14 protein-coding genes are annotated in these 13,781 nt (G+C 71.2%); 9 read left to right on the top strand and 5 right to left on the bottom strand.

Annotated features, from left to right (window positions below):
- Window positions 1–102 precede the first annotated feature (102 nt).
- The 3 genes from QRN30_RS13945 (at window position 103) to QRN30_RS13935 (ending at window position 3,338) form a co-directional block, all read left to right on the top strand.
- Window positions 103–1,260, top strand: a complete 1,158-nt coding sequence (locus QRN30_RS13945) for a sensor histidine kinase (protein ID WP_262117659.1) — start codon at window positions 103–105, stop codon at window positions 1,258–1,260.
- A complete protein-coding gene (locus QRN30_RS13940; RefSeq protein ID WP_262117660.1) occupies window positions 1,257–2,579 on the top strand; it encodes a hypothetical protein in 1,323 nt (440 codons plus the stop codon). The genes QRN30_RS13945 and QRN30_RS13940 overlap by 4 nt, the downstream gene beginning before the upstream one ends.
- 87 nt (window positions 2,580–2,666) lie before the next feature.
- Complete coding sequence (locus tag QRN30_RS13935; RefSeq protein ID WP_017888182.1) at window positions 2,667–3,338, top strand: response regulator transcription factor; 672 nt, start codon at window positions 2,667–2,669, stop codon at window positions 3,336–3,338.
- A 169-nt stretch (window positions 3,339–3,507) separates the two neighbouring features.
- On the opposite strand, the gene QRN30_RS13930 is transcribed toward QRN30_RS13935, so the two are convergent.
- Window positions 3,508–4,770: an MFS transporter gene (locus QRN30_RS13930; RefSeq protein WP_042539615.1), complete on the bottom strand. Its 1,263-nt coding sequence runs from the start codon at window positions 4,768–4,770 to the stop codon at window positions 3,508–3,510.
- Window positions 4,771–5,181: 411 nt separating this feature from the next.
- On the opposite strand from QRN30_RS13930, the gene QRN30_RS13925 reads away from it, so the two are divergent.
- Entirely contained in the window at window positions 5,182–5,640 is a 459-nt protein-coding gene (locus QRN30_RS13925) for a hypothetical protein (RefSeq protein WP_017888184.1), read from the top strand.
- A gap of 24 nt (window positions 5,641–5,664) precedes the next feature.
- On the opposite strand, the gene QRN30_RS13920 is transcribed toward QRN30_RS13925, so the two are convergent.
- From QRN30_RS13920 to QRN30_RS13910, 3 genes are all read right to left on the bottom strand, one after another.
- Window positions 5,665–5,850 (bottom strand): hypothetical protein, encoded by a 186-nt coding sequence (locus tag QRN30_RS13920; protein WP_159557959.1) that lies wholly within the window; start codon window positions 5,848–5,850, stop codon window positions 5,665–5,667.
- Window positions 5,851–5,968: 118 nt separating this feature from the next.
- Window positions 5,969–6,277: a thiamine-binding protein gene (locus tag QRN30_RS13915; protein ID WP_017888186.1), complete on the bottom strand. Its 309-nt coding sequence runs from the start codon at window positions 6,275–6,277 to the stop codon at window positions 5,969–5,971.
- On the bottom strand, window positions 6,274–7,590 hold the full coding sequence (locus tag QRN30_RS13910) for a glycosyltransferase 87 family protein (protein ID WP_194590490.1): 1,317 nt from the start codon (window positions 7,588–7,590) through the stop codon (window positions 6,274–6,276). Before QRN30_RS13910 ends, QRN30_RS13915 begins: the two co-directional genes overlap by 4 nt.
- 83 nt (window positions 7,591–7,673) lie before the next feature.
- Between QRN30_RS13910 and QRN30_RS13905 the strand changes: the two genes are divergently transcribed.
- Window positions 7,674–8,384 carry a YceI family protein gene (locus QRN30_RS13905; RefSeq protein WP_194590489.1) on the top strand — a complete coding sequence of 237 codons (711 nt, stop codon included), beginning with the start codon at window positions 7,674–7,676 and terminating at the stop codon, window positions 8,382–8,384.
- 118 nt (window positions 8,385–8,502) lie between these two features.
- Here QRN30_RS13905 and QRN30_RS13900 read toward each other — a convergent pair whose 3' ends face one another.
- A complete protein-coding gene (locus QRN30_RS13900) occupies window positions 8,503–9,363 on the bottom strand; it encodes an ADP-dependent NAD(P)H-hydrate dehydratase (protein WP_017888189.1) in 861 nt (286 codons plus the stop codon).
- Window positions 9,364–9,387: 24 nt separating this feature from the next.
- Here QRN30_RS13900 and QRN30_RS13895 point away from each other — a divergent pair, with 24 nt between their 5' ends.
- From QRN30_RS13895 to QRN30_RS13880, 4 genes are all read left to right on the top strand, one after another.
- Window positions 9,388–10,020 (top strand): HAD family hydrolase, encoded by a 633-nt coding sequence (locus QRN30_RS13895; protein WP_284761230.1) that lies wholly within the window; start codon window positions 9,388–9,390, stop codon window positions 10,018–10,020.
- 9 nt (window positions 10,021–10,029) lie between these two features.
- A complete protein-coding gene (locus tag QRN30_RS13890; protein WP_284761229.1) occupies window positions 10,030–11,112 on the top strand; it encodes an NADH:flavin oxidoreductase/NADH oxidase in 1,083 nt (360 codons plus the stop codon).
- 158 nt (window positions 11,113–11,270) lie between these two features.
- Window positions 11,271–12,671, top strand: a complete 1,401-nt coding sequence (locus tag QRN30_RS13885) for a hemolysin family protein (RefSeq protein WP_017888192.1) — start codon at window positions 11,271–11,273, stop codon at window positions 12,669–12,671.
- Window positions 12,668–13,705 (top strand): hemolysin family protein, encoded by a 1,038-nt coding sequence (locus QRN30_RS13880; protein WP_017888193.1) that lies wholly within the window; start codon window positions 12,668–12,670, stop codon window positions 13,703–13,705. The genes QRN30_RS13885 and QRN30_RS13880 overlap by 4 nt, the downstream gene beginning before the upstream one ends.
- Window positions 13,706–13,781 lie beyond the last annotated feature (76 nt).

Raw genomic sequence — 13,781 nt, 5'->3', positions numbered from 1 at the left:
GACCCCCCAACGGGTGGCGCGCGTGGAATGATGGCGTGGAGCTCGGCACTGACCGACGCTCGGTTTCCCGCTCCACCCAGATCGTCACCAACCAGGACATCGATGGACTTCATCGCACAGGAACGCGACCGCTTGCTGCGGTCGGCGACCCGTGTCGTGGGCATCGTCTGCGCGCTCGTCAGCGTCGTGGGCATCGTCTCCGCTGCAGCCGTGCCCGTGCCGGTCCTCATCGGCGCACTCCTGTGCATCGCCGCGATGATCACCGCGCTGGTGTGCTTCGGCCGCGGCGGCGAAGTGTGGTGGACCGCCGCCGTCGTCGTCGCCGGGCTCGCCACCATGGTGCTGCTCTTCACCGGCGTCGACGACACGGCCCGGCCGCTCATCGCCAGCGCCGTGATGCCCCTGGCCGCCGGCGGGCTCTCGGCACCGCTGATGGCGCAGCGCGGGCACCCGGTCGGGCTCGGCATCACCATCGCCGGAGGCGGCGTGGTCGTCGTGCTCATGGTCTGGGGTTCGGGTTCGATCCTGTCGACCCCGGTCAGCGGCGCACTGCTCGGGTGGATCCTGATGGCCGTCGTGGCGATCTGGATCTCGCGCAGCATCCCCCGCGTGGCCCGCCGGATCTACAGCATCGGCACCGCCCACCGCGCCGAACGGCAGGCCAGCGAGACCGAGGCGCAGCGACGCCAGGGTGCCCGCCTGCTGCACGACACCGTGCTCGCGACCCTGACGCTGCTCGCCCACTCCGGCGTCGGCGTCTCCGAGCAGGCGATGCGCGAGCAGGCCGCCGAGGACGCCCGGCTGCTGCGGCACCTGCGCCTCGGCGCGACCCCGCAGCCCTCGCAGTCCGGCGACTACTCGCTCACCCGCGAAGAGGAATCACCGCTCGGGCAGACCCTCGAATCGGTCAAGCAGCGCTTCGGCCGGATGGGCCTCGAGGTCAGCTGGCACGGCACCGGGCAGGTCCTGCTGCCGTCGAACGTGCTCGACGCGTTCCTGCTCGCACTCGGCGAGTGCCTGGAGAACGTCCGTCGGCACGCCGGCGTCGGCGAGGCACACGTCACGATCGTCCACGACAACGAGGTCGTCCGAGCCATGGTCACCGACTCCGGTGTCGGCTTCGACCTGACCACCGTCAGCGCCGAACGCCTCGGGTTCAAGGAGAGCGTCGTGAACCGTCTGCGCGAGGTCGGCGGCGACGCGAAGCTCTTCTCCGCGCCGGGCTCCGGCACCACCGTCGTCCTGGAGGCACCGCGATGAGCCGGATCCCCGAGGACACCATCGGCCGCAGTCTGCCCGGCGAGACCGCTCCGCCGGCGCCCCGCACCCGTCGCGAGGCGCGCGAGCGCTACCGTACGAGCGAGCGCCGCCAGGCCCGAGGACTCCCCTCGACGTCCACCGGCGCCCGGTCCCTGCGCCAGGCCGCCAAACCAGGCGCGTCACTCGGTGCCGGGTACCTGGGCCTCGGCGCCGCGATCCTCACCGCGATCGAGGCCGTCGCCGGCATCGCGTTCTTCCTGGTGCGCTGGCACGAGTACTCCGACCCGTTGCTGCCCACGGTCGCCTGGGTGCTCTACATCGTCGCGGCCGTCGGGGTCGGGCTCAGCGTCCTGACCTACGGCGAACGGCTGACGGGGCCGGCGTTCGCGCTGATCTGCGTCGTGCTGGCCTGCGTGGTCACGCTCGACTTCATCGGCATCTGGCCCGAGCACGACATCGCCCACACCGCGAGCGCCTCGATGGCAGCCGGGTTCGCGCTGCTGCCGATCGCCACGCTCCGACCCGCCCGCGAGGTCGCCGCCGCCATCGGCGTGCTCGGCATCGCGTTCGTGGTGATGGCCGTCGTGTCGACGCCGATCACGCACGACACCCTGCCCGGCATCGTGTCCCTGCTCTCGCTCGTCGTCGTGCCGCCGTCGCTCGCCCTGTACGTCGTGCAGCGGTTCCGCCAGCTCGTGCAGCGTGAGCTCGACCGGGTGCTCGTGCAGAGCAACGTGCAGGCGCCGCAGTTCGCCGTCGGCATGCTCGCCTCGGACGAGCTCGCCCGGCTCGACCTCGCCGCCGAGAAGCTGCTCGACGCCGTCGCGAACGGCACCGACCCGCTGCCGTTGTCCGACGCCTCGAGCTCCGTCGCCGCGTCCCTCGCCACCGAGCTCCGTCTGCACCTGATCGAGGGCCGCCGCGAGACCTGGCTCTACCACGCGATCACCGAGTCCGACCACCTCGGTCGTTCGGTGAGCGTCGCGGACCCGACCGCCCTGGCCGGACACCTCTCCCCCACGCAGCGCGACGGCCTGCTGCAGGCGATCTGGCAGATGGTCGGCGACGGCCGTACCGCGCAGCCCGGCATGCCCGTCGTCTCGGTCACGCTCGGCCCGATCGGCTCCGACGGTCACCCGGTCAGCGACGACACCATGGACGTGCCCGTCGTCATCGAGTCCCGCGGGGTGCCCCGGCGCAGCCTCGGCCCGACGGCCTGGAGTGCCCTGCAGCGCATCGGCCAGTACACCGAGACCGTTCGCGACGGCACGCTGCACATCGTCGCGCACTGCGTCGTGAACCGACATCCGTCGATGTAGCTGTCGGACACCAGCACGCCTCACCCGCTTCCGGCCGGGATCCTCCTAGGATCGGCCGAGCAATCCGCACCGAGAAAGGACGCCAGCATGGCGACTCCAGAGGAACCGATCCGACTCGCACTGGTCGACGACCACAGGATGCTCCTCGGCGCGCTCACGGAGTGGATCCGGAACGCGGCCGACGACATCACCCTGGTCGCCGCCGTCACGACCTGGCCGGAGCTCCTGACGAGCCCCGCGTTCCCGGTCGACGTGGTGCTGCTGGACCTGGACCTCAAGGACTCCATCCCGGTGTCGCTGAAGATCTCGACGCTCAAGACCGCCGGCGTCAAGACCGTCGTGATGAGCACCTACTCGGAGCCGAACGTCGTGCGCGAAGCCCTGGGCGCCGGCGCCCTCGGCTACCTGGTCAAGAGCGAGGACGCCGACATGATCGTCGAGGCGATCCGCTCCGCCCAGCGCGGCGAGCAGTACGTCTCGGCCGAGCTCGACCTCGCCATCAACAGCGGCGACGTCGGCGGCGTCCCGAAGCTCAGCGCGCAGGAGCGTCGTGTGATGGCCCTGTACGGCGGCGGCGAGCCCGTCAAGAGCGTCGCCTACCAGCTCGGCATCTCCGAGGAGACCGCGAAGAGCTACCTCAAGCGCATCCGCGAGAAGTACCGCGTCGCCGGTTTCGACGTCGGCACGAAGGTGGCGCTCCGGAAGCGGGCGATCACCGACGGCATCATCGTGCAGGACGGCAGCCCCCTGGGGCTCTGACGCGCGTCGCGTCGCGCATCGAGTGAGCAGAAGACGTCGGGTCCCGTCACGGAACCCGACGTCTTCTGCTCACTCGGGGCGGTCTTCCGCACCACGTGACGGACGGGAGGCCCGTGGCGGCGTCGCCACGGGCCTCCCGTCCGGTGGGTGCGTACGCGCACCCCGCGTGTCAAGCCGTCGGGACCGGTGCGGTGATCGGACCGGTGGACGGCGACGAGGAACGGACAGCCCCTCGGGTGCTCCGCCGTTCGACGGCGTAGCTCGCCATCGTGACGAGCACACCGAGCAGCGCCAGGCCGATGCCGAGCCAGCCCGGGGCGAGGAACCCGAAGCCGGCCGCGATGACCGCGCCGCCCAGGGCCGCACCGATCGAGTTGCCGATGTTGAACGCCGAGTGGTTCAGCGCCGCGGCGATCGTGCGCGCATCGCCCGCGACGTCCATCAGGCGCGACTGCACCGCCGGCGGGATGGCCGACGAGGTCGCCCCGAGCAGGAACGCGCCGAGCAGCATGCCCCAGAGCCACTGCGCCGTGAGGACCGTGATGAGCAGGGCGCCGATGAGCGAGAACATGCCGACGTAGATGGTGCGCTTCACGCTGTGGTCGGCCAGGTGTCCGCCGAGGACCCCGCCGACGACCATGCCGATGCCCACGACGACGAGCACGATCGGCACGAACGACTCCGACATCCCGGTGACGTTCTGCACGAGCGGCGAGATGTACGAGTAGACGGCGAAGAAGCCACCGAACCCGACGGCGCCGAGGCCCATCACGATCCACACCTGGGGCACGCGGAACGCCCGGAGCTCACGGCCGATCGTGGCGTGCTCGTCGCGGGCGCTCTTCGGCACGAAGGCCGCGACGGCCAGGAACGTCAGGGCGAACAGTGCGGCGACGACGCCGTACGCGACCCGCCAGCCGGCCATCTGGCCGACCCAGGTGATCGCGGGGACACCGACGACGTTCGCGACCGACAGACCGAGCAGCACCATGGCGATGCCCTTGCCGCGCTTGCCCGGACCCATCATGTCGCCGGCGACGATCGAGGCGATGCCGAAGTAGGCGCCGTGCGGCAGCCCGGCCACGAAGCGGGCGACGAGCACCAGGCCGAACGAGGGCAGCAGGGCGCTCGCGATCGTCGCGACGACGAAGCCGACGAGCAGCACGAGGATCAGGCCCTTGCGCGGGAACCGTGCGGACATCGCCGCGATGGTCGGCGCACCGACCACCACCCCGAGGGCGTACGCGCTGACCAGCCAGCCAGCGTGGGCGATCCCGGCGTCGGGGTCGATGCCGTACTGCTCGGGGAGCAGGGCCTGCGCGATGTTCGGCAGCAGACCCATCGCGACGAACTCGGTCGAGCCGATGGCGAAGCCACCGAGGGCGAGCGAGATGAGCGCGAGGGTGCGACGCGCAGGCGTGAGCTGTGACATGGGGCCTGTTCTGTGCGGGAGGGAGATAGAACTGTCCGCAGTGCGGGACCGCGGCGATCGGGAACGCGGCGACGGCTGCAGCCGGTTCGGCAGACCGGTCCGCGCAGTGCGTGCGTGCGACGGTCGATCACGCCGTCACGACCGGAGGTGCCGGTCCGGGTTCAGCGACGAACGGGACGGTCCGGGCGGCGTCGTGGGTGACTGCCGCGACGACCCGGTCTCAGCAGTGTAGACCGCTCCAAAGGGCGAACGGAAGCGCACGCAACTACAGTGGCCGGAACGGGCCGCGCTCCCGGCCGGGCGCTCCTGGCGAGCACCGAGGCGCTGCGGTCGAACGATGCGCACGACACGGACGGGGGCGGTGGACCGGTGAAGCGGAGGAACAGGGCGGGCTTCTCTGGCGTCCTGGCGGTGAGTTCACTGCTGCTCGCAGCCTGCTCCGGGGTGCCCGCCACGCCGAGCCCCGGAGACGTCCAGCAGGGATTCGTCGGAACGTGGGCACAGGACGACCGGGGGCAGTCGGTGCTGGTGCTGGACGAGGACGGCACATTCCGGGCACAGGACTTCCCCGCTGCCCTGGTCTGCGACGGCTCGGGGAACGGCGGGTACCAGCTCGACGCCTGCAGGTCCCGCCCGAGCACCGTGTCGGCCGACGGCACATGGACCGTGGCCGAAGGGCAGTTCGGCGTGGTCCGGCTCGACAGTGGCGAGAAGTCGTTCGCCACCGCGTACCAGCATCACACGAGCTTCTTCGGCCATGACTTCGTGCTCGGGTTCTACACGGGGTCACTCGAACGGCCGGAGCCGGACTACGTGTTCGAGCGGGTGCAGCAGCGCGCGGAAGGCGTGCACGGGGCGCTCGAGCGCTGAGGGCACCGCCCCGACCCGTGGCGGTCAGGCTGCGCGGCGACCCTGCCCGGCGACACCGCTCGACGCACCCTGCAGATCGGGCAGCTCGTCACGGTGCACCCATCCGGTGCCGCACTCCGCGCAGCTCGCCCAGGCGTTCTCGCCCTGTTCGTCCGTGTCGATGACGACCGTTCGCAGGTCGCAGTCGGGGCACCACCCATCGTGCATCATCACGCGCTCCTCATCGTCGTCTCGGAGGCCACCGGAAGTGGCTCGATGCCGACCACGAGACACCCGGCCACCGACATCCGAGGGACCGGTCCGGCGTGTCGGGCGACGGCGCCGCGGGCTACTCGCCGAGCGCGGCCTCGAGCCGTTCGAGCTTGCCGTCGATCTCGCCGGTGTGCCCGGGGCGGATGTCGGCCTTGAGCACGAGCGACACCCGCGTGCCGTACGCACCGACGGCCTCGGTGGCGCGCTTGACGACGTCCATGACCTCGTCCCACTCCCCCTCGATCTCGGTGAACATCGACGAGGTGCGGTTCGGCAGCCCGCTCTCGCGCACCACGCGGACAGCGGCCGCGACGGCATCGTGCACGGACCCGTCGGACGTTGCAGCGGGACCACCGGACGGAGCGACGGAGAAGGCGACGATCATGCGTCCATCCTGCCCGGCTCGGGCTGGTCGTGCACGGACGGCGACGAGCGTCCAAACACCCGTCCGGGCCCCGCAGCCCGCCCCATCCGCACCAGCACGACCACGCTCCACACCAGGATCGCGACCTCGAGTACGTTCCGCACCGTGAGCACCACGAGGATCCACGGCTGCACGCCGAGCAACTGGTCGTAGTAGCCCGGGTAGATCACCTGCGTGAGCAGCGCCATCGGCAGGGCGGTCACCGCGATCGGCACGAACCGGCGCGCACTGGGGGTGCCTGCGGCGAGCCCCCACACCATCGGCACCGCGAACCAGCCGATGTACTGCGGCGACCCCACCTTGTTCGTCGCGATGAGCGCGGCCACGAACAGGAGCGCGAGCACCGGCGCGAGCTCGGCCCGACGGGCACCGCGGCGGGCGGCCCAGAGCGCGAGCACGACCCCGGCCACCACGACGACGGCCATCAACGGCGTCGACACCGCGGCGGCGGCGGACGTGCCGGCACCGGACACCTCGAAGGTCAGGATCTCCTGGTTGTAGAACACCGCTGCCCCCGGAACGCCGGAGGCTGCGGCCCACATGAACGGCGTCGCGAGCGGCGACTCGATCTGCAGCGCGCGACCGGTCTGCTCGCCGATGAACGACAGCAGGAACGGCGCACCACCCCACAGCACGTCGACGAGCACGATCAGCGCGCTCAGCACCAGCGCACCGGCGAGCACGCCACGGCGATGTCCACGACGCACCAGCAGCAGCAGCACCGCGACGAGTGCCGCCGGCCACACCTTCGTCCACGCACCGGCGGTGAACAGCGCGGAAGCGACGGCCGGCCTCGAGGCCACGAACGCCACCCCCACCAGCGCGAACGCCGTCGCGACGGTGTCGATCCGGCCCAGTGCGATCGGCCCGAGCACGAGCAGGAACAGCAGCCACCACCAGGCGACCCGCACGCCGTGCGCGCCGAAGCGGTCCGACGACCCCACTCGCGCCCGGAACCGCCACAGGAACGCGCACGCCGCGGCGTCGAGCAGCACCATCAGCAGCAGCCAGCCGGTGCCGATCGACTCGACGCCCCCGAGCGCCGCTGCGGCCATCGGCACGATCGCCAGGATCGGGTACACCCACGCGCCGTCGATGCCCACCCAGAAGTCCGCGCTCCGCCCGGTCTCGATCCAGCGGCTGTAGGTGATGGTCACGTCACCGAGCGGCAGGTTCGCCGACACGAGGGTCAGCCACCACAGGAAGCCGTGCACGGCGACGAACGCCAGGACGAAGCCGGCGAGTTCGAGCCACCGGGTCGAGGTCCTCTGCACCGGACGAGCGTAGCGGCAGGACCGGAGACGATCCCCGCCACGGACTCAGGGTCTCCCGAGCATGACGTGTCACCGTTCAGCTCGTGACCTCCGACACCCCGCGCAAGCGCCGCAAGGCCGTCATCTGGATCTCCGTCATCGCCGCCGTCGTCGTCCTCGGCGTCATCGGCGCGGTGGTCTTCACGAACGTCTACACGAGCAACGAGAACGCGAAGGCCTCGGCCGCCCCGTCGGTCGCGGCGACGCGCGAGGCCTCCACCCTCGACGACACGGACCTGTCCGGCGAGTGGACGGTCGGCGGCGACTCCGAGGCCGGGTACCGCGTCCACGAGGTCCTGAACGGCTCCGACGTCACCGTCACCGGCCGCACCGACAGCGTCTCGGGCACCGCGACCGTCGACGGCACGAGCATCACCGCCGCGAAGATCACGGTGCAGGTCGGCGACATCACCACCGACTCGGACCAGCGCGACTCGTACTTCCGCGACTCCGCCATGGACACAGCGGCCTTCCCCGAGGCCACGTTCGAGCTCACCGCACCGATCGCCGACGCGGTGCCGAGGGGCTCCGACACGACGACCGTGACGGCTCCGGGGAAGCTCACGCTGCACGGCGTCACGAAGGACGTCACCGCGAAGCTGCAGGTCGGCCTGAACGGCGACGGCGTCGACATCTCCGGCTCGGTCCCGATCACCTTCTCGGACTACGGCGTGCAGGCCCCGAGCCTGGGGTTCGTCAAGGTCGACGACGCCGGTTCCGTCGAGTTCCTGGTGCACGCGACCCCCGCGACCTGACGTCCGCGACGCGCGTCACGCCCGTGACGTGACCGCCGAACCCACTGCGTTCGCATCCGTCGACAGAACACGCGTCGATCACCTCGTGGATCGTCGGAAAGTGCACGCGCACCGACCGCTACCCGCGCGCATCCCCGTCCACGACGAGGTCCCGGACGACCCCGGGCAGCTCGGCGATGAGCGTCGTCATCGGGAACGGCCCGCCGCCGGACGCCCGTCGCGCCGCGAGCCCGTGCACCACCGCGGCCGACGCGGCCAGGTGCGCGAGGTCGGACGGCGTGAGCGACGACCCGGCAGCCTCGACGGCGCCCTGCCGCGCGGCGACGAGTGCCCCGAGGACCCCGCCGAGCACGTCCCCGGCGCCGGCGGCGGCGAGCCACGGCGTCGCCGAGGACGCCACGAGCCGCACCGACCCGTCCGGGGTGACCACGTGGGTCCGCTCCCCCTTGAGCAGCACGACGCTGCCGGACCGCTCGGCCGCACGGAGCGCCGCGGCGGCCGGGTCCTGCTCGATGTCGGCGCGATCCGCCCCCAGGAACGAAGCGAGCTCACCGGCGTGCGGTGTGAGCACGGCGAGCGGCCCGAGGTCGACGAGCGGGATCGCCCCGGCGTCGACGACGACCGGGACGCCGTCGTCAGAGGCGTGCGAGAAGCCCGACGCCGTCGCCTCGTCCAGGTCGCCGAGCGACGACGCCGAGATGCCGGAGCCGACGAGCCAGGCCTGCACGCGGCCGACGCCGGACACGACCTCGGGGCGGCGGGTGAGCACGTGGTCGGTGGCGCGTGCAGGTCCGACGTACCGGACCATGCCGACGCCGGTGTGCACGGCGGCGTCGACCCCGAGCACCGCGGCGCCGGGGTACTGGTCGGACCCGGTCGCGATGCCGAGCACCCCGCGCCGGTACTTGGTGGACTCCCCCGTCGGCGCGGTGACCCACGCGGCGGCATCGGACGGTCGGACGGGCACGAAGTCGTTCACCGGCCCCACGTTACGGTGGAGGCCATGAGCCTGTTCCTGCCTGGTCGCGTGGTGGTCTTCGACTACGGCGAGGTGATCAGCCGGACGCCGCACGCCTCGCGGGACGCCCTGGTGGCCGCCACCGGTGTCCCGGCGGAGGAACTGTTCCCGGTCTACCAGGAGCTCCGGCACGACCTGGACCGCGGCGACCTGTCCGTCGTGGCGTACTGGCGTGCCATCGCGGAACGGACCGGACGGAACTGGAGCATCTCCGAGATCCACCGGTTCTGGGCGATCGACTTCACCGGGTGGTTCGAGGTCGAGCCGGAGACGCTCGACATCGTCGAGGAGCTGCACGACGCCGGCACCCGCGTCGCCCTGCTCTCCAACGCGGGCTTCGACTTCGGCGACCCGTACCGACGGTCCCCGATGGGATCGCTGTTCGAGACCGTCGTGGTGAGCGCCGAGGAGCACGTCCTGAAGCCCGCGGCATCCATCTACCGCGACACCTGTGCGCGCTTGGGAATCGACCCGGGTCAGATGGTGTTCGTGGACAACAGGGCCGAGAACGCCACCGGTGCGGAAGCGATCGGGGCGGTCGGCCACCACTACACGTCGCCGGCGTCGCTGCGGTCGTTCCTGACGGAACTGGCCGAGGCACCGGCATCCGTCCTCTGAGGAGCCCGCGTGACGCACGCCCTGTTCGACCCGATCACCGTCCGTGACCTGACCGTCCGCAACCGCATCTGGGTCTCCCCGATGTGCCAGTACTCGGTGGACCAGCAGGACGGCGTGCCGACCCCGTGGCACCTCGTGCACCTGGGCGGGTTCGCGAAGGGCGGTGCCGGCGCGGTCGTGGTCGAGGCGACGGGCGTCGTGCCCGAGGGACGGATCACCCCGCAGGACCTGGGGCTGTGGAACGACCAGCAGCGCGACGCCTACAAGCCGATCGTCGACTTCCTGCACGAGCAGGGCGCCGCAGCGGGCATCCAGCTGGCGCACGCCGGCCGCAAGGCCTCGACGTACCGCCCCTGGGACGCCACGCGCGGCACCGTCCCCGCCGACCAGGGCGGCTGGACCACCGTCGCCCCGTCAGCCGTGGCGTTCGACGGCTACGACGTGCCCCGCGAGCTCGCGGTCGAGGACATCCGCGTCGTCGCGCTCGCCTTCGCCCAGTCCGCCCGCCGCGCGGTGGAGGCCGGGTTCGACCTGGTCGAGATCCACGCCGCCCACGGGTACCTGCTGCACCAGTTCCTGTCGCCGCTGAGCAACCAGCGCACCGACCAGTACGGCGGCTCGCTCGAGAACCGTGCCCGCGCGCTGCTCGAGGTCGTCGACGCCGTGCGTGCCGAGGTCGGCGAGGGCTTCCCGATCGTCGTCCGCTTCTCGGCCACCGACTGGGTCGACGGCGGGCTCACGCTCGACGAGACCACGGCCGTCGCCCGCTGGGCCGCCGAGCACGGTGCCGACCTGGCCGACGTGTCGACCGGCGGCAACGTCGCGAGCGCGCCGATCCCGGTCGGCCCCGGCTACCAGGTACCGCACGCCGCAGCGATCAAGCGCGACGCCGGCATCCCGACCATCGCGGTGGGGATGATCTCCGAGGCGTTCCAGGCCGAGCAGATCGTCGCGACCGGCCTGGCCGACGTGGTGATGATCGGGCGCGAGATGCTCCGCGACCCGTCGTTCGCGCTCCGCGCCGCGCTGGAACTCCGCGTGGCGGTCGACTACGAGCCGCAGCAGTACCACCGCGCGCGGATCACGGCGTAGACGGCGGACCGGATCTGTACGGTTCCACGGCTCCGAGCCCGCGCAGGCGGTACGATTGGCAGCACTGTGGACGATCCCCCGAATAGTTCTTCGCCTCACTCATCCGCCGCTCACTCGGTGAGCTGCACGTCATCCTTGTGCGCGAACGGGGGTGAATCATGAGTCCGATCGACATCGTCATGCTGATCGGCGGCATCCTGCTGACCCTCGGCACGGGTGTCTTCGTCGCGTCCGAGTTCGCGCTGGTGAACCTCGACCGCGCCGACGTCGAAGCACGGCGTGACCGCGGAGAGGCCGGCCTCGCACCGGTCATCGGCGCGCTGAAGGTCACCTCGACCCACCTGTCCAGCGCGCAGCTCGGCATCACGCTGACCACGCTGCTGACCGGCTACCTGCTCGAGCCCTCGATCGCGAAGCTGCTCGAGGCGCCGTTCCTGGCGATGAACCTGCCGGAGGGCATCGTCGAGACCGTCGGCTCGATCGTGGCGCTCGTCATCGCGACCCTGCTGTCGATGATCCTCGGCGAGCTCGTGCCGAAGAACTTCGCGCTGGCGCTGCCGCTGCAGACCGCACGGCTCGTGGTCCCGCTGCAGATCGCGTTCACGACGGTCTTCAAGCCGGCGGTCGCGCTGCTGAACGGCACCGCGAACGCCGTACTGCGCTCGATGGGCATCGAGCCGCAGGAAGAGCTCTCCGGCGCCCGCAGTGCCGAGGAGCTCACCTCGCTGCTGCGCCGGTCGGCGTCCGAGGGCTCGCTCGAGCAGGACACCGCAACGCTCCTCGAGCGCACCATCTCGTTCTCCGAGCTGAGCGCCAGTGACGTGATGACCCCGCGCCCCCGGCTCTCCACGATCCGGGTGTCCGAGTCCGCCGAGGACGTCATCGCCCTCGCCCGCAAGACCGGCTTCAGCCGCTTCCCCGTCATCGAGGAGGACGCGGACGACGTCGTCGGCATCGTGCACGTCAAGCAGGCCGTCGCCGTGCCGCGCGAGAAGCGTCCGGAGGTCCCCGTCGGGGCGCTCATGACCGACGCCGAGCGTGTGCCGGAGACGATGCCGGGCGACACCCTGCTCGCCGAGGTCCGCGGCCGCGGCTACCAGATGGTCATCGTCGTCGACGAGTACGGCGGCACCGCCGGGGTCGTCACGCTGGAGGACCTGATCGAGGAGATCGTCGGCGAGGTCTCCGACGAGCACGACCGCGCACGCATCGACGTGGTCCGCTCCCGAGACTGGCTGACCTTCCCCGGTCTGCTGCGTCCCGACGAGCTCGAGGACCGCGCCGGCGTGAAGGTGCCCGAGGACGGCCCGTACGAGACCGTCGGTGGGTTCGTCATGTCGACGTTGGGCCGTCTGCCCGTCGTCGGCGACGAGGTCCCGCTGGACGGCGGCGTGTTCCGCGTCGAGCGTCTGGACGGCCGCCGGATCGACCGCATCCGCTGGACCCCGACGCGCGAGCCGACCGACACGGCGGCCACCGCGATCATCATCCCGTCCACCAAGAGCACCCCGACCACCATGAAGGCCGCGGCCACCACGACGAAGGGCAGCACCCGATGAGCTCCGACTGGTGGGGCATCTTCTGGCTCGTCGTCCTGTTGCTGGGCAACGCGTACTTCGTCGCGGCGGAGTTCGCGGTCATCTCCGCACGCCGCTCGCAGATCGAGCCCCGCGCCGAAGAGGGCTCGAAGGCTGCGCAGATGACGCTGTGGGCGATGGAGCACGCCACCCGCATGCTCGCGACGACGCAGCTCGGCATCACGGTCTGCTCGCTGCTCATCCTGAACGTCTCCGAGCCGGCGATCCACCACCTGCTCGAGGTCCCGCTGCACCTGACCGGCTGGAGCGCCGAGGTGATCGGCACCGTGGCCTTCGTGTTCACGCTGCTGCTCGTGTCGTTCCTGCACGTCGTGTTCGGCGAGATGGTGCCGAAGAACATCTCGTTCTCGATGCCGGACCGCGCCGCGCTGCTGCTCGTGCCGACGCTCTGGTACATCGGCCACGGCCTGCACTGGGTCATCGTCGGCCTGAACGAGGTGGCGAACGCCGTGCTGCGACTGTTCCGCGTCGAGCCGAAGGACGAAGCGGTGAGCGCGTTCACGGTGGAAGAGGTGCAGACGATCGTGGAGCAGTCCCGCCGCGAGGGCACCCTGACCGACGACGGCAAGCTCGCCCTGGCGTTCGAGTTCACCGAGAAGAAGGTCCGTGACGTGGCCGTGCCGATGGCCGAGCTCGTCACACTGCCCGACGACGCCACCCCCGGTGACGTCGAGCACGCCGTGGCACAGCGTGGGTTCTCCCGCTACGTGCTCGTCGGCGAGGACGGCTCCCCCACGGGCTACGTGCACGTGAAGGACGTCATCGACCTGCGTCCGGACGAGTTCGACGACCCGGTGCCGCCGAAGCGCATCCGCCAGCTCATCTCGCTGTACACCGAGATGGACCTCGAGGACGCGCTCGCGACCATGCGGGCCGCAGGCCGCCACGTGGCGCGCGCGTTCGACGCGGACGGCCGCACACTCGGCGTGCTGTTCCTCGAGGACATCCTCGAGGAACTCGTCGGCGAGGTCGAGGACGCGACCCGACGCCGGTAGACGCTCCGGCAGGACGGACGGGAGGCGCGGTGCCAGCTGGCACCGCGCCTCCAGTCCGTCCTTGGTCGCGACCAGG

Origin of the sequence: Curtobacterium sp. MEB011 (assembly GCF_030209655.1) — a bacterium.
GTDB lineage: Bacteria > Actinomycetota > Actinomycetes > Actinomycetales > Microbacteriaceae > Curtobacterium > Curtobacterium poinsettiae.
The sequence above is the reverse complement of the archived record's forward strand: the minus strand, read 5'-3'. Positions and strand labels throughout refer to the sequence as shown.